The sequence below is a fragment of the Nitratireductor sp. GCM10026969 genome (assembly GCF_042660605.1).
Taxonomy (GTDB): Bacteria; Pseudomonadota; Alphaproteobacteria; order Rhizobiales; family Rhizobiaceae; genus Chelativorans.
Genome location: NZ_JBHSUM010000012.1, coordinates 24,088 through 41,281, shown reverse-complemented (window position 1 = coordinate 41,281; position 17,194 = coordinate 24,088). Strand labels below are relative to the sequence as shown.

Below are 17,194 nucleotides of genomic sequence, written 5' to 3'. Positions count from 1 at the left end.
CCTCAGCTCAGAGTGACGCTGATGTCGCCACCGGCGGAAACATGGATGGTCGCGGTCGACCCAGACCCGGTCGCCGGACAAGTGAAGCCGTCTGACACGACTGCATCCGTATCGTTCGCCAGGTTGACGCCGCTGAACAGTCCGCCTCCGACCTGCGCGAGCGCGGGCTTTGGATTGGAGGCATCCGAATTCGCGACCGTGACATTCAATCCCTGGTTCACGAGCGTCGTGGTGCCCTGGAAGCTCGCGAAATTCAAATTGCCTTCCGTGACGGTCGCGTCCGCATCCGCCTGGATGCTGCCATCCATGTTCTGGACCGTGACAGAGCCGCCGTTCTCAATGATTGTAGCAGTTCCAACCATCTCCACATTGTCAGCAACACCATTGGCGTTGAGATTGAGCGTTCCCGCAACGGTCGTGCCATGGCCGTCCTTGGCGTTGACGGCATCGCCTGCGCTGGCGACCGTATCCGATGCTCCCAAGGCGGCATTATCGAGGCGCCCGTCAGCAGTGAGCGAAACAAGCCCCTGCGCGCTCTTGGACCCGTCGGAGGTAGTGACGGTGACCCATCCCAGCGCCTTCACGATGGTGAATGCCTGGTCGATCTGGACGGCCTCCAGCGCCGCGCCGGGAACCTTAACCGCAAGTGTCTCGCCAGTGTCGTCGCCGTTGGAGTAGTTCAGCCTTACATGATCGCCGTCATTCACACGGTCCGATTGAGCCGGGAAGCTGAGAATACCGTTGTTGCCGCTCACACTGACATTAAGCGTGCCACGAGCCGTCCCAGCGTTATTCTGTAGCGAGACAAGCCCAGAGTCGTTCAGCGTGGCGACCGTTCCCGGCGCAAGGATCTTCAGCGGCCCGGTGTCATAGTTCGCCGTGCCGATAAACATCCGGTCGTTGTTGGCTGCGTTCCAGACCCCGACATCGGCGCCTGGAGCAGGGCCACCACCGCCCCCTGTAATGCTGTCCGGCACTGTGACGGTAAGCGCATTCGTTGCGACCGCCGCTGTCCCGCTATCCAGCGCGTTGCCGCCCGTGTCCTGGAGCGAGACGGTAGCCGCGTCAGCAGTAACCGCATCCGTGGCAGCCAGTTTGAGGCCGTCGAAAACCGAAATGGGAACCTTTGCTGAGGCGGTCGCGAGCGTCGTATCGCCCGCAGCGTTCAAGACCGGAGCGCTCGCCCCGTCGGTGACGACATCGGCCTGTGTCGGCAGGGCCAGCGTGAGCACATTCGCGGCGACACTGGCATTCACATTCCCGCGCGCCGAGCCCGTGTCGTTCGTCAGAGGAACCGTGCCTGCGTCGTTCACCACCGCAACCGTGGCAGGAGCAAGGACGCCGACGAGATTGCCTCCCGTTACGCTGGCTGTGCCTGTCGCGAGGATGGTCGTGCCGTCAGCGGAATCGAAGTTGACCGGATCGCCATCGGCAAGCGCCGTTCCAGAGCCACCACCGTCATAGGTGAAATGCGTCTCCTGGTTGGCCGCGACATGCAGCGTGCCGTTACCGATCGCTGTTCCATCCGTCTCCTGCACCGGGATCGAGGCGCCATCCGCAAGAACTGCCAGGTTGGCCGCCAAATCGATCCCGTTGAGCGTGTTCGGATCCGTCGAGGTGTCGATATCCGCGGTGCCCTGGGCAAGCTGCGTGCTGCCATCGGAGCTCAGGACGTCAACGGTCTCCCCCTCAACCAACGGCACGCCATTGGCCGGAATACCACCGGAGAGCACGTTGACCGCCAGAGCGCTCTGCATGGAGCCATCCGTGGCCGTGTATGGCTGTTCCGGCTTCTCCACGACATTGACGTCGGGAACCTGCTGCATGCCGCCGGCGGTATCAAGGTAGCTGTCTGCCATCTAGCCTCTCCTGATCTTCACGCGGACGGCCTGGGCGACCATGCGCCCGACCTCTCTGCGGTTCTTCTCGGTGGCGGGACGCATGAACGGGCGCTCGGCCATCTTCGATGTTCCATATTCCAGCGCAGCCGAGTAAGGCGCGTTGCTGGTGACATGCACTTTCGGCGGGTTATGCGTCTCGATCGTGGTCTCGATGTTGGTATCCAGAAAACCGGTATCCCGGTTCGGCGGCTCGCCGGGCAGCGAAGGGACGTGCCCCGCGCCCGACACGCTGCCCTGTGTGATGCTGTTTTCGGCGTCCAATTCGATCTCTTGCCCGGCGCTATAGAGCGCGCTCGTCACTTCGCGGGCCACGTCAGCCGCGCTCTTGAGTCGCTGCGTGTGCTTCTTCAGTCCGGTGACCTTGACCATCAGTCGACCTCCAGCACGCCCTTGGCCTTGCATCCGCAGAACGGAGCCTGACCGGGCGGATCGTCGCGGCCCACGCCGCTATTCCATTTGAACACCTCACCATTGCGGGCCAGGTGCTCGGGACGGAAATGCTTCTTGCCCGAGTGAATCCATTCAAAGCGGGTCATGCCAACCTGCAACTGCCGTTGCTGATCAAGCGAGGCCGATAGCTTCTGTGTCTGATCCATCGCTATGTTGAGCGCCCGGCGCCGCGCCATGCCGGTGGCCTTGGCGATCTCTCGCGCCACCTCTCGCGTCGGCGTCCGGTTCTGAAGGCCGCGAAACACGATGTCGGATATCCTGCCCCGTGTCTGGTCGCTCACATTCCGGATCAACGCCATGTTGCGGGCGATCACGTCCTCAACGGTGTCCTCCACGTCTGCCGGGTGCAATTGCGTGGTCAAGTCCACATTGGTCGAATAGGTCAGCGCGGACACGAACCGGCGCATGTGCCAGAGCTGAAGTTGCTCAGCCCATTGCTGGAACAAGCCCCGGAAGGTGAAGACCGAGCGCACCGCCTCATTGTTCACGGCCTCGATCTCGACCTCCACATCACCGGCCCTGTCCCGCACCAGCGCATCAGATGCCCGCTGCTCGGCCAATGCGCGGCCATAGGCGGGCTTTATGCGCTCGGCGGTGCCTGACACCCAAATCCGCACCGTGCGCATGTACAGCCGCGCCAGGTCGTCTTGCTGGGCCTTTGTCGGCTCGATCTTGGGCGCTTCGATGCGCTTGCGGCGGACGCCGGCGGCCTTGGCTTGGCGTGCAAGCTCGATCTGCGACATCACCACTCGCCGGTGAACGTCTGATCCGGCCTGATCTTCTCCGCAGTGCAGCCGGCAAGCCTTCCGCCGATCTCGGCAAGGAACTCGACCTGTCGGCCATTGTCGACGGTGCGCTTCGCCTCTATGGGGCCGTGTTCGTCGGCAAACGCCTTCACCGCCTTGATCGCGGCCTGGCAGCGGAGATTAAAGCGTGAGTCCTGCGCTTGTATATCGGTCATGTCTCGCTCCTCAAGCCGTGATGTGCTTCACCGCCCACATGACGGCTTCCTCGACGCGCTCGGCGGCAATGTCGAGTTCCCGGTCAACCTGACCGATATACAGCGGCGGGTCATTCGGACGATTGCAGTCTGGGATCAGGGTTCCTTCCGTCCGCATGCTGTCGATCAGCGCAAGGAACTCCGCGCCCTTGTCCTTGATCGCGACCATCTGCGCCTTTTCGACTTCGGAAAGCGTGCGGTACTTGTGGCGAACCGCATTGTTCGCCGTACGGTCGTCGGATGCGCTATCTACAGTGTTCATTCTTCGATCACTCCTGCCTGCCAATCCTCGTTGACTTCCTCGAAGATCTCCGGCCCCAGCACGATCTCGCCCTGATACGGCTCGACATCGGCCAAGTCGGGCGCATCCTCGGCGTAGCTGATGGTGATGTGCGGCTGATACTCGGGATGATCCCACGAGGCTCCCGCCCGCTTCATCTCCTCATGGCGCCAGGACAGTTCGGAGGAGGCGAACAGGAGCACATTGGCCTCGCCAAACTTCTCCATCATGCGTGGGCCACCGGTGGCGATTCTCACCTCATCCGACCATGACTGGCCGACCTCCATCCAGTCGACCGGCTGCCGTGAGAACGCGATGGTCACGTGCAGGTCGTCGGCCGGCAGCGTCGTGTTGAAGCCCTGCGACTTCGCCCAGCGGATGATCTCGGCTGCGTTCCTGACGTTGCGGCGCACATAGAGCGTGCGAGGCGCCGCGTCGGCTGCTTGCTGCTGGCCCGGTTGTCCTGTCTCAAGGTCGCCTTCGTCAGGATCGAGCGTCGGCTCCTCAAGCTCTTCCTCGGCCTCCTGGAGCGCCTGCTCGATCCCCGGCCACCGCCCGCTTTCAATCATGCGGTTCTGCGTGGCTGTGGAAAGCGCATCGGAGGGAATCAGGCCGGAGATGGCATAGATATTCGTCGTCTCGGCCTCCAACTTGTCGATCTCGGCCTGCTCTTTCTCTGTAGGCTGCCAAAGCGGATTCCAGTCGTACCAGACCTCATCGGGCCGATCGCCAAGGCCAGAGCGGATCAGCATCTCGTCAAGCGGCTCGATGACCGGGGATAGCGTAAGCTCCTGCTTGGCCTTCACGTTGTCGTAGTAGTTGCGCAGGTCGCCCTCGCCGGTGGCGTTAAGCCCCTTGGCGCTGGTGCCGATCAGGCGCGTGACCGGGATATCCGAGGCGCCCGAGAGGATGGTCAGCAATGTCGACATGACGTCTGGCAGCCCGGACCATGTGACCGACTTCTGATCCCACTCGTCGTCCTTGTCGAGCAGGAGCACATTCGACACACTCTTGAGCATGGCGGCCATGTGGAACCGCTTGAGCAGGATGGCCTCGTATTCGGCGGTCGCCATGTTCGCCATCATCTGCGGCATGCGGATGACATCGATTTTGGCTTCCTGCATGAGCGCGCCGATCACCGCGGCGCCGGCGTCAGCATTGGTCACCGCGTCCCGCAGGTGCGTCCAGACGCTGTTGCCCCAGATCTGCTGTCCACCCTGCCAGGTCGAGGCCTTGCGGCCATTGATGAGGATCACACGGGATGGATGCAGCCTTACGTCGCGCCCATAAGTGTCATTGATGGTCCAATGCTCGGGCTGCCCATAGAACGGGCTCAGCGGGTCGCGGATGATCCCGTGCGGGTTGATCTCGTGCCGGTGAAGCACCGTCAGGAACTTGATCGAGCCCTTGCGGATATCCTGCGACCTCAGCGGCAGATCGATCTTGCCCGGAAGGCCGCCGGGGATGATGACCGCCCCGCCATAAAGCCGCGACCAGATCAGCGCCTGGTGAAGCTTCTGCTTGACGTTGAGCCGCTTCTCCTCGCGCTCGATCGCCTCAATCTGGTCATCCTCGGCCTGCCATCCGCGCCAGCCGCGCGTTGCATCATCGGCCGGGATGTCGACGATCTTGCCGAACCACGTGCTCGCCTCGTAAGCCGCCTCGAGCTCGAACTGCGAGCACTCGCGCAGGAGAGCATACCCATTGGCAGCCTGCTTCGGATTGCCCGCGCCCAGCCCCGACAGGAAGTTGGCGAAGCCATCCGCGAATGTGACCACGCCGTCGGTCGTCACCCGAACACGCGGCTTTGCAACTTCATTCATGCGAGAGCCTTCTTCAGGTCGGAGACGGTGTAGCTGGAGGAACCCAGCATCAATTCTGTGAGCGCCCAGACGAGAGCATCGGCCCGGTCGGGCGATCCCTCGCCGGCATAGCCCTCGGGCGCCATGAGGCACATCTGGTCTTCGAGATCGGCAAAGCCGCCCACATGGCTCACTCTGCCCTGCTCGTAGAGCGCGGCCACTGGCTCAGCGCGGGCAACCTTACCGCGGCTGGCGGTGACTTCCTTGTACGGCACCTTCTTGTCGATCGTCATGATGACGTGTTCGACCATGGCGCCCCCGAAGTTGCGCTCGGCCACGATCCGGTCGGCCTTGAACTCGTGAAAGGCGTTGACGCCCCGCCTGCCCCAGCCATCAGGCGAGAGCTTGCATGTCCGGTCGGCCAGAATATAGCCGCGGCCGTCGATACCGAGGCCGGCCACCACAATGCCGATATCGTCGCCCTCGTCCGATTGGCCGCGTGTGCCGCTGGGATCGATCGAGACCACGATGCGGCTCATCTCGGGCGCCGTGCGCACCCTCGTCTTGTCGATCTGATCGCGGGTCCAGAGCGCCCCGGGCAGATCGTCTAGGATCTCGGCGCTCAACTCCTGTCGGCCGAGCCGCGTGCCCTCGTATTTCTCCTTGATCGCCTTCAGGAACGTTGGCGCCAGGTTCGACGCATTGTCGAATGTCGATCCCCGCGTAATCGCCGTCCTCGCGTCTGCGACGATCTCCTTCAGCAACGGCGACGGCTTCGGCGTCGTGGTGATGCAGGTCCGCGGCTGATCCCCGAGGCGCAGGCCGAACATGGCCATGTCCCAGGTTTCACGCAGATACTTCCACGCCGCCAACTCATCGGCCCACAGTCGATCATGCTGCGGGCCGCGAAGGCGTTCCGGCTCTTCGGCCGAGAACAGGGTCGCGATGGCCCCGTTCGCCCATGTCAGGCGGCGCTTGGAAGGCTCATAGGATGGCCTGCCGAGCGGTTCGCCCTCGAATGTCTTGTCACCGGCCCAGCAGACCGACAGGAGCCCGCTTTCGCCCTCCACCATCACGTCCCGGGCATCCGAGGCGGTCGGCGCGATCAGACCAACGCGCGCTGCCCCGGCCTTGATCTGCTCCCGCGTCCATTCCGCCCCGGTCCTCGTCTTGCCGAAGCCGCGGCCGGCGAGGATGAGCCATGTCTGCCAATCGCCCTCAGGCGCGATCTGCTGCGGCCTGGCGAAGAACCTCCAGTCGTGGAGAAGTTGCTCGCACTCCTCGTCAGTGAGGCTTGCCAGTGCCCGCTTGATCTGCCCGGGCGGCAAGCTGGCGATCGATGAGAGATTCAAGCTTCGACCTCGCGTCGTGGTGCGTCACATCGGCCTTCACCGACGCATTCACCTCCTGCTTGTCGGTCTGGTCGAGATATTGCTTGCCGAGCCAGACGAGCATCGTGGGATGGCCGCCCTCAGCCGCCTTGAACTGCTGCCGGCGAAGCGAACGCTTGCCCAACTCCTTCCCCTGCTCAAGGATGTCGGCTGCCTCTGGATGGCGCTGGATGAAGGCGAGGAAGGTCGGATGAGAAACCCCGAGGACCGCTGCGCACTCGCGCGTCGTGGCCTGGATGCGACCGAGACCTCGGATCGTCGCCAATGTGCGCTTGTCGGGCTGGAGCGCCGGAGGTCGACCGCCCTTTTTATTCTTGGTCAAGAAACCCACCTTTCCGTGTACAGAAACTCTGTTTCGGTGTACGGAAACTCGCATGAGCATCATGCACCGCATCAAGACAACAGCGCCGAATGATCAGCGCTCGAAACCGATCGCGAAAAAACCCTCAGAGCCTTCCGCGAAGGCATCCCGCAAGGGCGCCGGCGGGCGGCCGAAGTCAGATAATCCGAAAGTCGCCTTCACCCTCCGCATGGAGCGCAGCGAGCTTGAGCGGTGGCAGGCTGATCCTGACTGGCGCGCCCGGATGGTTGAGGCGCTGAGGGCCGCGAAGGTCGAGTGATCACCCGCCGAGCTGATCCATCAGCTTCTCGTGATAGGCGGTCAAGGCCAGCTCCATATACTCCCGAAGCTCGTCCCTTGTGATGTAATCGTCGTGCGGCGCGCCGGTGAAGGCGGCGTCCAGATCTTCCATCACCTCTGTGACGATCGGGGGCCTGTCGGACATACGATTACGTCGCTCCGCCTTCGCTTTCGAGCATCGTCACCGCTCGGCCTGCGCACTGATCCGGCGTCGAGCAACCGTCGGGAAGATGTACCTCCCAAGCTGCATCATTGCCCATCCAAAGAGCGCCGAGCGGCTGACCGCATCCACGGCACCGCCAATCCCCATTCCTGATCGTGACAGTAACGTCCGGGATCTTGGCATCGGCGCTCATGCCGCCTCTTCCTGCTTCCGCTTCTTCGCCTCGCGCTGCCTGCGCCTCTCCCATCGCTTTCGCGCCCAGGAGAAGTCGGCCGGATCATTGCTCAGGAAGGATGTGAAGGCGTCATCTGCGGCCCATGATGTGATGCCGTTCTGCTCTTGCACACGGCCCGCGATGTTGGCGTCAATATCGCCGTTTTCGGGGTCTTCGGGCAACAGGGTGTTTTCATCGTCATCGCAATGCTGCACAACCCTGCGGGCAACCCGTGCAGAAATTCGAGCAATGGCGCGGTTTTTCCGCCTTCTGCCCGTCTCGGGGTGGATGCCCTCGATCTTGAAGCACCATCGCTTGAATTTCCTCCCACCGGCCTTTGCCATCGACCAGGCGAGGAGTGCCCGGCGCTCGCCCTCATCATCCACCATCATCAACCATGTGCGGAGCTCGTCAAGTTGGCTCAGCTCCTCGGCCGAGGCGCGAAGGCCGAAGCGCTCCCAGAACCGTCGGCGCTCCTCGGTGAGCGGATCCTCGCCGGGGGCGAGCTTGTCGCCCTTTTCCTTGCGCCAGCCGAGCTTGTCGACCCAATCATGGATGTAGGGGAGTTGGAGGGACCGCGCCGGGGCCGGCCCGACGCGCCCTGGCGTGGCCATCTCGATCTCGGCGGCTCGAATGAAGCGCTCTGCGATCTCGCCTTGGTTCATTCCGTCGCCCCTATACGCTCAATCGCCGCGCGACCTTCCTCAGAGATTTCCGCGACAACGGAATGGTCTCCGTCCTGAGGCGAGCGAGCGAAGTCGCTTAACGCCCAAGAATGGAACTCAGCGATGCTTTTGATCGCCCTTGCGAGATTGGGCTCAACGAACATATGCCGGCCACCGGGAGCGTCCGCCAGATACCGGAGAGCCATCACCTCGACTTCGCTCAACTTTTCCGCATTATCGTTCACGCGCGTCTCCTGTCATCCAGCAAATCAAGCTGATCCGCATTCTTATCGAATCTACGCCAAACCCGCTCGAACATCATCCCTCCAAGAGCATAGCGCTGGGGAACGATGCCGCTGAGCTCTTGGCAGATGAACTGCAACTGCCCGACCGGCGTGCGATCCCAGAGCTCGAGCCATTCGGAATCGATGTTCTCAAGCCCGCGAAAGCGCACCATGTCGCTCGTCATCCACAGCGCGACCTCATCCAGAAGGGCGCGATTGTTCGCCGTCTCCATGAGCGTGAGGAGAACCATGCGGAGGTGAGTTTCCCCGTGGCGCCGGTAGATGCGGGCCATGGTCTCGACGGCGCGGGTCTGGCCGGGGACGGGATAGCGATGGCGGTCGATGATTTCGATGCCGAATTCTCGGCACAGGGCCTCTATGTGTGCCGGGATGGTCCTCATGCGCGCCTCCTCACCGTCTCCACCTTCGTCAGCCGGCTCGAGCCCTTCTGCCTGACCAGCGTCGGGAATAGCGCATTCGCCGCAGATTGGACCGTGGAGAGCGTTTCGCCGTCTCGCCGCAGCTCACCGTTGAAATACGCGAGAAGGTGCTTGTTGACGGCGCGCAGGGCCTCAATCTCGCTCGGGAACACGATGGGGCGCCCACCTTCGCCCTGGAGCGGCTTCGGCCGGGCATCGCGGGCAAAGCGGAGCATGGCCCAATGGCCGCCGCAGGGCAGAGGTCGCGTATAGCCTGCGAACTCGTTCAAAGCATGGCTCCCTCGATAAGCTCGGGTTGGTCGTTCTGCTGCTCCGATTTGTAGCGGGTGAATCGGGCCTCGAAGATCAGGTTGCGCGTGATGGCGGCGTTGCCGAACCTCACCTTGATGGCACCGATCTGGGCAATGTCCTCGCCGTCTTCGCGCACGGCCGACGGAAACACCTTCGTGATCTTCTTCCAATCGCTCTCCGATGAGGCGATGGCCCTGCGCTCCTCAAGGAATTTCAGGTAGCGATAGACGTAGAAGATGGCATCGTATGCCTGCTTCGCCGGGTCGCCGCCGAAGAGGTCCGCCGAGATCGGGCGCGGATTGTCCCTGCGCATGCCGTAGCTATTGCGCTGGTTGAGGATCAGCCATGCGGCTTTCGTCTGGCCAGCCCCCGCCTTGAATATGCTGTTGATGCTCTTCGCCTTATTGCCTTCGTCGGTCCTCTTGTCCTCGGGGGTGACCGCGCCGATGTGATCCACCACCACCAGCGGGATATTCCCGTTGCCGTAGCGCTTCACGAAGCCTCGAGCGAAGGCGAGAAGCTGCGGCGCGCCCTGGTCGGTGCATTTGACGACCTCGAATGGCTGCCGATCGATCCAGCCGGAGAAGTCGACGACCGTCTCCCATTCCTTTTCGGACAAATCGCCCGCGCGCTGCCGGCGCGCCTCTATGCCGTGCTCTTGGGCGATCATCTGCCGGATGCACTGGTCTGGGGATTGGTCATAGCTGAGGAAAAGGACCGGATGCCCCTTTCTGAGCGCATGGGCGATGATCTGGAGCGTGAGGCTGGTTTTGCCCTCCCCGGAGCTCGAAAGCAGCCCGTATAGGTTCCCGGCCTCGAAACAGGGCTCGGAGATGACGGAGGCGATCTCTTGCAGGCAGATCGGCACGCCCCCCACCTTCCCTCGCTGGCGCGCCGCGGTCATGCTTTCGAGATACTGTCGGCCATGCGCCGCGGTGCCGCTGGAGCCGACGCGCTCGCCCCGGAGCTTGGCAAGCGTGTCCTCGATCACGCCGGCCTCAGCAAGCGGGTCCATGCCGGGCTTGCGCTCATAGAGGCGCCCTATCGCATCCTCGCATGTCGCAATGATCTTCCGGGCGATCCAGAGGTCATAGATCGTCAAGGCATAGTCGCGGGCCAGAAGGACGCTGGACGCTTCGGAGCACAGCAGGGCGAGATACTGCCCAAGCGTCATCTCCCCTATTTTCTCATTCTTGGGCAGGAAGTCCTTGAGCGTGACGGGCGTAGCCTGGCGCCCGACGGTGATCAGCTCGCCGGCCGCCTTGAATATCTCCCGGTGGATGGGCTCATAGAAGTGCTCCGGCTGGACGATGCGGCTCACCAGATCGAAGCATGTGTTGTTGATGAGCACCGCGCCAAGGAGGCATTGCTCGGCCTCAATGTTGTGCGGGACTTCGCGGATCGGATCGACGTTGGCGTTCATGCCACCTCCGCCGTGCGCTGCGAGATCATCTTGAAGGTCTGCGAAGAGGCCCCAGCAAAGGCGATCCAGCACGCCTCGGCCATGTCGTCATTGGTCACGGTGATGCGGACCTGCGAGCACTTCTGGCGGGCATGCTTCTTCCAGTCGGCGCGGCCCCATCCTGGCCGCGTTCCGAAGCCATAGGCAGCCTTGCGCCAGTTCGACGGGCTCATGATCTCGAATGGAAGGCCATAGGCTCCGACGATGCCGATGAGGGAGCCGACCATCTGGTTTGACGAGATGACGGCGTTGATGCCGGAGCCCTTGGGCTGCTCCTCTTCGACGTCCTCGCCCATGAACTTGGTCTTGCGGGCCTTCCCGCCCGGCTGCATGCGGAGTGGCATTTCCATGGCCACGAAACCGGGGCGCTCCGTCTTGATCAGTTTCACGAGCTGACGGGCGAGATCGGCCGCCTTTGCCTCGTAGAAATCGCCCTTGGCGCGGAGCACGCCGCAGCGGATGGCCGATATGTTGGCCGTGGTGTCGTAGAGGGCGTATCCACACTGCTGGCTCGGATCCAAACCTAAAATTAGCATGTGAGAGAGCCTCCTCCGCGCAGCGGCTGGGAAATCGCACGTTCAAAAGACCAGCCGCGACCAAGCCTGTGGTTGATCACTTCGAATCGGAGTCCTCTGCGCTCACAGAACTCCGAAAGCGGCACCATGGCACCGTCACACTCGACGAGCCGATTTGACCGCCTGTTACGCGCTTGCTGTTTCGGCGTGGCCCAGCGGCAATTCCCAGGCTCATAATTGCCGTCATTGTCTGGATAGCGGTCCAGGCTATGCCGCGACGACGGCCTCGGGCCCATGTCTTTGAGGAAGAGAGCGAAGCCGGTTTTGTCACCTTCGCCATTCAGCCACCGGTCGCAGACAGAGATGCCGCGGCCACCATACCCGTCGAAGGCAGCGTCATTCGGATTCGTGCATCGCGAGATCATATTCGAGTAGGTGTCGAACAGAGGATGCCGACCGCCAACGAACAGACCGTCCTTGCGGGACCTGATTGATGTCGCCTCGCGCTTATAGCAGCCGCATGAGGTTGTGTGGCCGCTCTTCAGTTTGGTCGACGTGGTGATAGTCGAGCGGCCGCACTCGCACGCGCATCTCCATAGAATCTGGCCCGTCTTATACTTTCCGGCTGCCGCCACGACGGTGAGCCTGCCAAACACTCTACCGACAAGATCAATCACGTTGTGAGGTGTGACGCCCCGACGGCCGCAGCCGCACGACGTCGTGAGACCCTTTCGTAGCGAATATTGGTGAACCGCCGTCTCACGACCGCAGTCACACCTACATAGCCATTTGGCGCGATCCTTTCTGGTTCCAGGCAAATGCTCCACGGTGACAAGCTTACCGAAGCGATGGCCGGCTATATTGAGCCTCACGCGCATGCAACCACCTCCCCGCCCGCGCATTCATGGGCATGGCCGAGATTTCGTGGAGCGAGCCCGTCGTCGTCTTCGCCGGTAAAGCCGGTAGCGTCCGCTGGACTGTGGGTGATGCCGCGAAGGCTGCGACCATCCTCATGAGCCATTGGCCGAAGCGAGCGCCGAAGGGACCGGCGTATGTGAAGGCGATGGAGATGATGCTCGCGTGCCTCAAGGGGAAGTGCGATCCCGAGGTAGCGCGAGGTGCGTTCATAGCCGCGGCGAAGGAGGCGGATATTTTGGCGGAGTGAGATCATTCGGCGGCCTCCGCGAAAAGGTCGGTCGTGCGTGCCGCGTAAAGCTCCGCGATGTTTTTCACCGCCTGCTGAAAGTATTTGTCCTTGATCTCGAAACCGATCCCGCGGCGCCCCATCTCGACCGCGGCGTAGACCTCGCTGCCGATGCCGAGGAACGGCGTCAGAACCACGTCGCCGGGGTTGCTCCACAGGTCGATGCAGCGCTCGATGACGTCGAGCTGCAGGGGCGAGATGTGAACCTCGTCCTTCTCATCGCGAGCATTGCGGTATTGGAGCGTCCGCGTCTGGTCGATATCGGTCCAGACTGGCGAGGCGTAACGCTGCCAAACCAGCACCGAAGCCCACTGCTCGAATGACCAGGGCTGGCGGCCTTCGGCGCGCATCCGGGCCGCATCACGCTCATAAGCGTTCCGGCTGATATCGATGCTTCCATCGCCCACCCAGGCATCGAACATGCCGCTTACAGGCTCGGGATTGTCGCCGGGCTTTCGGAAGGTGACGATATAATCGGCAAGCCCCTGCCCACTTATCGTGCTGTCCTTGATGATCTGCTTGTGCAGGAGCCGGATTGATTTGGTGCGCTGCTGGGCGACGACAGGATCTTTCCAGATGCAGACCTCACTCTGGAAGATCCAGCCGGCGCGCTCGTATGCCTTGATGACCTCGCCGCGGAAATCACGCATGCCGATGAAGCCGTTGCGCACTTTAGATGTCGGAAGCTGCATGCAGTGGACGGAATGGAGCCGGCCCGGCATCGTCACCCGCAGAAGCTCATCGATGATAAAACCGTAGTGCCGCCAGAAGTCCTCGCCCTCGCTGTTCGATAGGTCGCGATCGTGGGCGCTGAATTTGTACAGCCCCTCAAAAGGCGGAGAGTGGACGCCGAAATGAACCGATCCATCCGGCACGGCGCGGATAAGCTCGCACGCATCGCCATGGTAGATGGCGTAATCCTTCGTCACGACCTGATCGACGGCCTTGATGTCGTCGGCCTGCCTCATGCCGGCTCTCCTATCCAGTCGGGCAGCGCAAGCCGCTGCGTCGGGTTGTAGTCAGGGACGGTGCGCGCCGTGCCGCGGATTTCGGCGCTCGACAGATCGGCCATATGCCGGACCATCGCGGCGGCCATCCGCTCGGCATCGCGTTCCTTGCGGCGCAGATTGGTTACGACCGCGCCTTCCGTCTCGGCGGCGATGAAATGGACGTTGACGGGCTTGGTCTGCCCGAAACGCCAGAACCGGCGCTCGGCCTGGTAAATCTGCTCGAAACTGTCATTGAGGCCGACGAAGCCGGTATCGGCACAGTGCTGCCAGTTCATGCCGAACCCGGCGATCGATGGCTTGGTGATCAGGACGCGGATATCGCCGGCCGTGAAGGCGTTGAGCTTGCGCTCCTTGTCCTCGTCCTTGTCGGACCCGCGAACCTCGACGGCGCCAGGAATGGCCTTCGCCAGAGCCTCGCTCTCGGCATTCAGATTGCACCACCACACGAAAGGCCGATCAGCCGGCGTGATCGATGCGGCGAGCTTCACGCGCTCCGACACGCTGTCCCGGCGCGCTGCGATGCGCTCCTGCAGGGTCCGCGCCTCCATCGGGAACAGAAACCCGGTATCCATGCTCGGGGCGTAGTCGACCGTCACGGCGTGTTGGTGCCGTTTCAGGGGCGGAAGCTCATATCCGACATCGGGATATCCAAGGTCGGACGGCTTGCGGAGCATCACCGCCCACGAGGCCATCCACTTCCAGAACTCTTCCTCCGCGTGGCCTTTGAGGCGCCATTTCTGCGTGTCGCCACCGTCATGCGTGAAGAAGGTCGCGAGCATGTCGGTGTAGGACATGACGCCCAGGAATTCGGCGTGATTGCCAAGCTCCATGAAATCGTTCGGAGCCGGCGTCGCCGTCGCTGCAAGGCGGAATGGGATCTGCGCGCATTCCTCGATCAGCCGCGTCCGATATTTTCCGTCCGTGCTTTTCAGGATCGAGCTTTCGTCCAGCGCGATACCGCCGAAGGCAGAAAGGTCGAAATGGTCGAGCTTCTGGTAATTGGTGACGTCGATCGCGCCATCCGACCGGGCCGACACAACCTTGGCAGAGAGGCCGAAGGCGGTCGCCTCGCGCTCGTGCTGATAGGAAACGGCCAGCGGCGCGAGAAGAAGAACGGGCTTGCCCGTATACTCGGACACGCGCTGCGACCAGATGAGCTCCATCAGCGTCTTTCCGAGGCCGGTTCCGGCGAAGATGGCCGCCCGACCGCGGCGGAGCGCCCAGCGGGTAATGTCGGCCTGATGCGGAAAGAGGAAGCCGGGCAGATCAATCGTGCCCTCAACGCCGGTCATCGGATCGACCATGCGCTTGCGTTCGAGGAAGGTCGCGTATGCGTCCATCACCGCGCCCCCATCATCAGCGCCGCAATGAACAGCGCCATGAAGATCCCCGCCAGCACGGCCATGAGTGCGAAATGCTTCTGTTGCTCGGTCATGCCGCGGCCCTCATGCAGTCCTTGCACATGGGCTGAAACAGATCGCCTTGGCGCTCATCGCGCGGCTGAGGGAACGGCTCGCCCCATCCGAACCCGTGAAGGCGCTTCGCTTCGGCCTCCAATTCTGAAAGCCATTTTCCCCACTGCGGATAGAGAACCGCTGCCTCTGTGCGTTCCGCTGCCGTCTGCATCGTGCCGCACATGCACTCGCCCGAGCGGCAGAGCGCTTTCGCAACTGGATTGATCGGCGTGGCCCGGTTGTCGAGATAGCGGTCCCGGTCGTCCTGCGACCAATCATGGATGATGTTCACCCAGATGTTGCCGGGCGCAGCCGGGTCTTGCCGGAATACCTTCAGATGCTTCTGACGGTTTTCGCTTTCGTCCTTGCGCGCGCCGTTAAGGAGCAAAATGCGGACGCCCTTGCGGCCTTTGCGAATATACTTCGATACGGCCTTGCGGAACGGCGTGGCCTTCAGGACACGGTAGGAGAATCCGTGCGCGCCGATGCCCCGGCCGAAGAAGCCCTTGCGGAAAACGTAATCCTCATAGGCTGTGCCGGCGTCTGCCTCGACATAGTCGCCAAGCGTCCCGTAGGTTTCGCGAACGAACTGAGTGGTTTCGGGAATGCCGCAACGCGTATTGCCATGGATGACGAGATCAACCTTCGCGCCCGATTCGCGGGCCACCTGATCGGACGCCGCGCTATCCTTACCGCCCGACACCATGGAAACAATGTGCGTCGGGCTGAACCGGTCTATAGCCTCGCGAAGGATGCTCTTGCTGCTGTCTATGTTCATTGTTGCCCAAGGTGGAATTGAGGAGCGCCTGTGAGCCGGCGCCGGGCTACGCGGTGGGTTACTCGGCGGCTTCGGCCGGTTCCTCGTCGGGGAAGGGTTCTTCGTCGCCATCGTCGCCATTGGCCACGGCGTTCTTCTTCGTCATTGCGGCCTCGAGATTGTCGCGCATGATGGCTTGGCCATTGTCATATCCTCGGAGCCACGCCTGATCCTCGTCGGAGCCGGGGCCGTATCCGCTCTCGCGGTCCTTCGCTGCCAATCCGGCGAGCTCACCCTGCTTTTCGATGCGCTCAATCGCCGGCGCCCGGTCGCGGAGTAGATCGGTCTGAAATCCGGGTGTCAGGCCAAGCCATGACAGGATTTCGCCCTCCGCAATGAAACGCTCGGTGATCGTGGCTTTGTCGTCGGCATTGAGAGCCTTGATGGCGTAATCCAAATCACCGAGCACAACATCGTCCGCCTGGGCGATTTTACCGTCGGCCTTCTTCTCGGCCTTCGCCTCATCGATACGGCGGTTGTGCTCCATGCGCTTTCTGAGGTGATGGAAGAAGAGCGACTTGCGCTCGTTCTCGGTCAACTCGCTGTTATGCCCGGTGCCGGGCGTCTCTTCCTGCTTGGCCTTAGCCTTCGTCATCGTCCTGCCTTTCCTTCCTGATTTCCGGCGCGATCCAGAGCGCCAATGAACGCGCGTAGCGCAGCAGCAAGCGCGCTGTCGGGATGCGGATCTCGTCGCGCCAAAAATTCGTCGGCGCGGGCGATGAGTTGGTCGATCTCTTCGGCTTCTTCCTGCCCGTATCTGACACCTGAAATTTCCTCGATTTTGCGGAGTTCGCGCGGTTTGATGGATACGCGCGGATCGGCGTACCAGACGCTATGAGCCCGCCAATACGTCCACCGCAGCTTGCGTGCGGCTTCCCGAATGCGGGCGCTGATACTGGGCGCCGCGCCAGGTGGCGCGATCACCTCCTGCATTGTCTTCGACGCAAAAACCAACTCAGACATTTGTGATTTCTCCCAAGGCTTTTGGGACATTTTCCAAAACTCCGTCGCTACTTTCACACTCGTAGCGAGCGGGGGTTTCCTCGTTCGCGGGCCGGAACGGCTCGATATCGAACGGCAAGAAAGGAATGACGTATGGAACGCAGGAAGACCCGCCAAGATCACTCTGCGATCCAACTCGATCTGTTCGGATATGCGGACGCGAGCGGGGCATCATGCACCCCCTCGCCGCACCGCGTCTTCAGGAGACC

At 62.3% G+C, this 17,194-nt stretch carries 22 protein-coding genes; 2 read left to right on the top strand and 20 right to left on the bottom strand.

Annotated elements, in window-relative coordinates; genetic code table 11:
* Positions 1-2 precede the first annotated feature (2 nt).
* Genes ACFP9U_RS05250 through ACFP9U_RS05215 form a run of 8 tightly spaced genes read right to left on the bottom strand, consistent with a single transcriptional unit; the run spans position 3 to position 7,146 of the window.
* Positions 3-1,859: a beta strand repeat-containing protein gene (locus ACFP9U_RS05250; RefSeq protein WP_378619592.1), complete on the bottom strand. Its 1,857-nt coding sequence runs from the start codon at positions 1,857-1,859 to the stop codon at positions 3-5.
* The gene (locus ACFP9U_RS05245) at positions 1,860-2,270 is read right to left on the bottom strand and encodes an HK97-gp10 family putative phage morphogenesis protein (RefSeq protein ID WP_378619590.1); all 411 of its coding nucleotides are present in this window, start codon (positions 2,268-2,270) and stop codon (positions 1,860-1,862) included.
* Positions 2,270-3,094, bottom strand: coding sequence for a phage minor head protein (locus ACFP9U_RS05240; RefSeq protein ID WP_378619589.1), 825 nt, complete (start codon positions 3,092-3,094; stop codon positions 2,270-2,272). The genes ACFP9U_RS05245 and ACFP9U_RS05240 overlap by 1 nt, the downstream gene beginning before the upstream one ends.
* Positions 3,094-3,312 carry a hypothetical protein gene (locus ACFP9U_RS05235; protein ID WP_378619586.1) on the bottom strand — a complete coding sequence of 73 codons (219 nt, stop codon included), beginning with the start codon at positions 3,310-3,312 and terminating at the stop codon, positions 3,094-3,096. Before ACFP9U_RS05235 ends, ACFP9U_RS05240 begins: the two co-directional genes overlap by 1 nt.
* Before the next feature lie 10 nt (positions 3,313-3,322).
* Complete coding sequence (locus tag ACFP9U_RS05230; protein ID WP_378619584.1) at positions 3,323-3,613, bottom strand: DUF7681 family protein; 291 nt, start codon at positions 3,611-3,613, stop codon at positions 3,323-3,325.
* Positions 3,610-5,454, bottom strand: a complete 1,845-nt coding sequence (locus ACFP9U_RS05225) for an anti-CBASS protein Acb1 family protein (RefSeq protein ID WP_378619583.1) — start codon at positions 5,452-5,454, stop codon at positions 3,610-3,612. The genes ACFP9U_RS05230 and ACFP9U_RS05225 overlap by 4 nt, the downstream gene beginning before the upstream one ends.
* Positions 5,451-6,785, bottom strand: a complete 1,335-nt coding sequence (locus ACFP9U_RS05220; RefSeq protein WP_378619581.1) for a DNA-packaging protein — start codon at positions 6,783-6,785, stop codon at positions 5,451-5,453. Before ACFP9U_RS05220 ends, ACFP9U_RS05225 begins: the two co-directional genes overlap by 4 nt.
* Entirely contained in the window at positions 6,718-7,146 is a 429-nt protein-coding gene (locus ACFP9U_RS05215; RefSeq protein ID WP_378619579.1) for a hypothetical protein, read from the bottom strand. The genes ACFP9U_RS05220 and ACFP9U_RS05215 overlap by 68 nt, the downstream gene beginning before the upstream one ends.
* Positions 7,147-7,198: 52 nt before the next feature.
* Between ACFP9U_RS05215 and ACFP9U_RS05210 the strand changes: the two genes are divergently transcribed.
* Positions 7,199-7,444 carry a hypothetical protein gene (locus ACFP9U_RS05210; RefSeq protein ID WP_378619578.1) on the top strand — a complete coding sequence of 82 codons (246 nt, stop codon included), beginning with the start codon at positions 7,199-7,201 and terminating at the stop codon, positions 7,442-7,444.
* Here the strand turns inward: ACFP9U_RS05210 and ACFP9U_RS05205 are convergent, their stop codons facing one another.
* From ACFP9U_RS05205 to ACFP9U_RS05175, 7 genes are all read right to left on the bottom strand, one after another.
* A complete protein-coding gene (locus ACFP9U_RS05205; RefSeq protein WP_378619576.1) occupies positions 7,445-7,609 on the bottom strand; it encodes a hypothetical protein in 165 nt (54 codons plus the stop codon).
* Between the two features lie 207 nt (positions 7,610-7,816).
* The gene (locus ACFP9U_RS05200; protein ID WP_378619575.1) at positions 7,817-8,506 is read right to left on the bottom strand and encodes a hypothetical protein; all 690 of its coding nucleotides are present in this window, start codon (positions 8,504-8,506) and stop codon (positions 7,817-7,819) included.
* The gene (locus tag ACFP9U_RS05195) at positions 8,503-8,751 is read right to left on the bottom strand and encodes a hypothetical protein (protein ID WP_378619573.1); all 249 of its coding nucleotides are present in this window, start codon (positions 8,749-8,751) and stop codon (positions 8,503-8,505) included. Before ACFP9U_RS05195 ends, ACFP9U_RS05200 begins: the two co-directional genes overlap by 4 nt.
* Positions 8,748-9,191, bottom strand: a complete 444-nt coding sequence (locus tag ACFP9U_RS05190; RefSeq protein ID WP_378619572.1) for a hypothetical protein — start codon at positions 9,189-9,191, stop codon at positions 8,748-8,750. Before ACFP9U_RS05190 ends, ACFP9U_RS05195 begins: the two co-directional genes overlap by 4 nt.
* Entirely contained in the window at positions 9,188-9,499 is a 312-nt protein-coding gene (locus ACFP9U_RS05185; protein WP_378619570.1) for a hypothetical protein, read from the bottom strand. Before ACFP9U_RS05185 ends, ACFP9U_RS05190 begins: the two co-directional genes overlap by 4 nt.
* Positions 9,496-10,944, bottom strand: coding sequence for a replicative DNA helicase (locus tag ACFP9U_RS05180; protein ID WP_378619569.1), 1,449 nt, complete (start codon positions 10,942-10,944; stop codon positions 9,496-9,498). Before ACFP9U_RS05180 ends, ACFP9U_RS05185 begins: the two co-directional genes overlap by 4 nt.
* Positions 10,941-11,519, bottom strand: a complete 579-nt coding sequence (locus tag ACFP9U_RS05175; RefSeq protein WP_378619567.1) for a hypothetical protein — start codon at positions 11,517-11,519, stop codon at positions 10,941-10,943. The genes ACFP9U_RS05180 and ACFP9U_RS05175 overlap by 4 nt, the downstream gene beginning before the upstream one ends.
* Before the next feature lie 889 nt (positions 11,520-12,408).
* Here ACFP9U_RS05175 and ACFP9U_RS05170 point away from each other — a divergent pair.
* Positions 12,409-12,663, top strand: a complete 255-nt coding sequence (locus ACFP9U_RS05170) for a DUF982 domain-containing protein (protein ID WP_378619565.1) — start codon at positions 12,409-12,411, stop codon at positions 12,661-12,663.
* A 2-nt stretch (positions 12,664-12,665) separates the two neighbouring features.
* On the opposite strand, the gene ACFP9U_RS05165 is transcribed toward ACFP9U_RS05170, so the two are convergent.
* From ACFP9U_RS05165 to ACFP9U_RS05145, 5 genes are all read right to left on the bottom strand, one after another.
* Entirely contained in the window at positions 12,666-13,670 is a 1,005-nt protein-coding gene (locus tag ACFP9U_RS05165; RefSeq protein ID WP_378619564.1) for a DNA-methyltransferase, read from the bottom strand.
* The gene (locus tag ACFP9U_RS05160; RefSeq protein ID WP_378619562.1) at positions 13,667-15,052 is read right to left on the bottom strand and encodes a helicase; all 1,386 of its coding nucleotides are present in this window, start codon (positions 15,050-15,052) and stop codon (positions 13,667-13,669) included. Before ACFP9U_RS05160 ends, ACFP9U_RS05165 begins: the two co-directional genes overlap by 4 nt.
* A gap of 91 nt (positions 15,053-15,143) precedes the next feature.
* Positions 15,144-16,055 carry a phosphoadenosine phosphosulfate reductase family protein gene (locus ACFP9U_RS05155; protein WP_378619561.1) on the bottom strand — a complete coding sequence of 304 codons (912 nt, stop codon included), beginning with the start codon at positions 16,053-16,055 and terminating at the stop codon, positions 15,144-15,146.
* Positions 16,003-16,578: a hypothetical protein gene (locus ACFP9U_RS05150; RefSeq protein ID WP_378619559.1), complete on the bottom strand. Its 576-nt coding sequence runs from the start codon at positions 16,576-16,578 to the stop codon at positions 16,003-16,005. The genes ACFP9U_RS05155 and ACFP9U_RS05150 overlap by 53 nt, the downstream gene beginning before the upstream one ends.
* Positions 16,575-16,946 carry a hypothetical protein gene (locus ACFP9U_RS05145; RefSeq protein WP_378619558.1) on the bottom strand — a complete coding sequence of 124 codons (372 nt, stop codon included), beginning with the start codon at positions 16,944-16,946 and terminating at the stop codon, positions 16,575-16,577. Before ACFP9U_RS05145 ends, ACFP9U_RS05150 begins: the two co-directional genes overlap by 4 nt.
* Positions 16,947-17,194 lie beyond the last annotated feature (248 nt).

What these genes read in the sequence shown, in the direction of transcription:
- ACFP9U_RS05250 (WP_378619592.1), bottom strand. Translation starts at nt 1,859, where the DNA reads ATGGCAGACAGCTACCTTGATACCGCCGGCGGCATGCAGCAGGTTCCC.
- ACFP9U_RS05245 (WP_378619590.1), bottom strand. Translation starts at nt 2,270, where the DNA reads ATGGTCAAGGTCACCGGACTGAAGAAGCACACGCAGCGACTCAAGAGC.
- ACFP9U_RS05240 (WP_378619589.1), bottom strand. Translation starts at nt 3,094, where the DNA reads ATGTCGCAGATCGAGCTTGCACGCCAAGCCAAGGCCGCCGGCGTCCGC.
- ACFP9U_RS05235 (WP_378619586.1), bottom strand. Translation starts at nt 3,312, where the DNA reads ATGACCGATATACAAGCGCAGGACTCACGCTTTAATCTCCGCTGCCAG.
- ACFP9U_RS05230 (WP_378619584.1), bottom strand. Translation starts at nt 3,613, where the DNA reads ATGAACACTGTAGATAGCGCATCCGACGACCGTACGGCGAACAATGCG.
- ACFP9U_RS05225 (WP_378619583.1), bottom strand. Translation starts at nt 5,454, where the DNA reads ATGAATGAAGTTGCAAAGCCGCGTGTTCGGGTGACGACCGACGGCGTG.
- ACFP9U_RS05210 (WP_378619578.1), top strand. Translation starts at nt 7,199, where the DNA reads ATGAGCATCATGCACCGCATCAAGACAACAGCGCCGAATGATCAGCGC.
- ACFP9U_RS05205 (WP_378619576.1), bottom strand. Translation starts at nt 7,609, where the DNA reads ATGTCCGACAGGCCCCCGATCGTCACAGAGGTGATGGAAGATCTGGAC.
- ACFP9U_RS05200 (WP_378619575.1), bottom strand. Translation starts at nt 8,506, where the DNA reads ATGAACCAAGGCGAGATCGCAGAGCGCTTCATTCGAGCCGCCGAGATC.
- ACFP9U_RS05190 (WP_378619572.1), bottom strand. Translation starts at nt 9,191, where the DNA reads ATGAGGACCATCCCGGCACACATAGAGGCCCTGTGCCGAGAATTCGGC.
- ACFP9U_RS05180 (WP_378619569.1), bottom strand. Translation starts at nt 10,944, where the DNA reads ATGAACGCCAACGTCGATCCGATCCGCGAAGTCCCGCACAACATTGAG.
- ACFP9U_RS05175 (WP_378619567.1), bottom strand. Translation starts at nt 11,519, where the DNA reads ATGCTAATTTTAGGTTTGGATCCGAGCCAGCAGTGTGGATACGCCCTC.
- ACFP9U_RS05170 (WP_378619565.1), top strand. Translation starts at nt 12,409, where the DNA reads ATGGCCGAGATTTCGTGGAGCGAGCCCGTCGTCGTCTTCGCCGGTAAA.
- ACFP9U_RS05165 (WP_378619564.1), bottom strand. Translation starts at nt 13,670, where the DNA reads ATGAGGCAGGCCGACGACATCAAGGCCGTCGATCAGGTCGTGACGAAG.
- ACFP9U_RS05160 (WP_378619562.1), bottom strand. Translation starts at nt 15,052, where the DNA reads ATGGACGCATACGCGACCTTCCTCGAACGCAAGCGCATGGTCGATCCG.
- ACFP9U_RS05155 (WP_378619561.1), bottom strand. Translation starts at nt 16,055, where the DNA reads ATGGCGACGAAGAACCCTTCCCCGACGAGGAACCGGCCGAAGCCGCCG.
- ACFP9U_RS05150 (WP_378619559.1), bottom strand. Translation starts at nt 16,578, where the DNA reads ATGACGAAGGCTAAGGCCAAGCAGGAAGAGACGCCCGGCACCGGGCAT.
- ACFP9U_RS05145 (WP_378619558.1), bottom strand. Translation starts at nt 16,946, where the DNA reads ATGTCTGAGTTGGTTTTTGCGTCGAAGACAATGCAGGAGGTGATCGCG.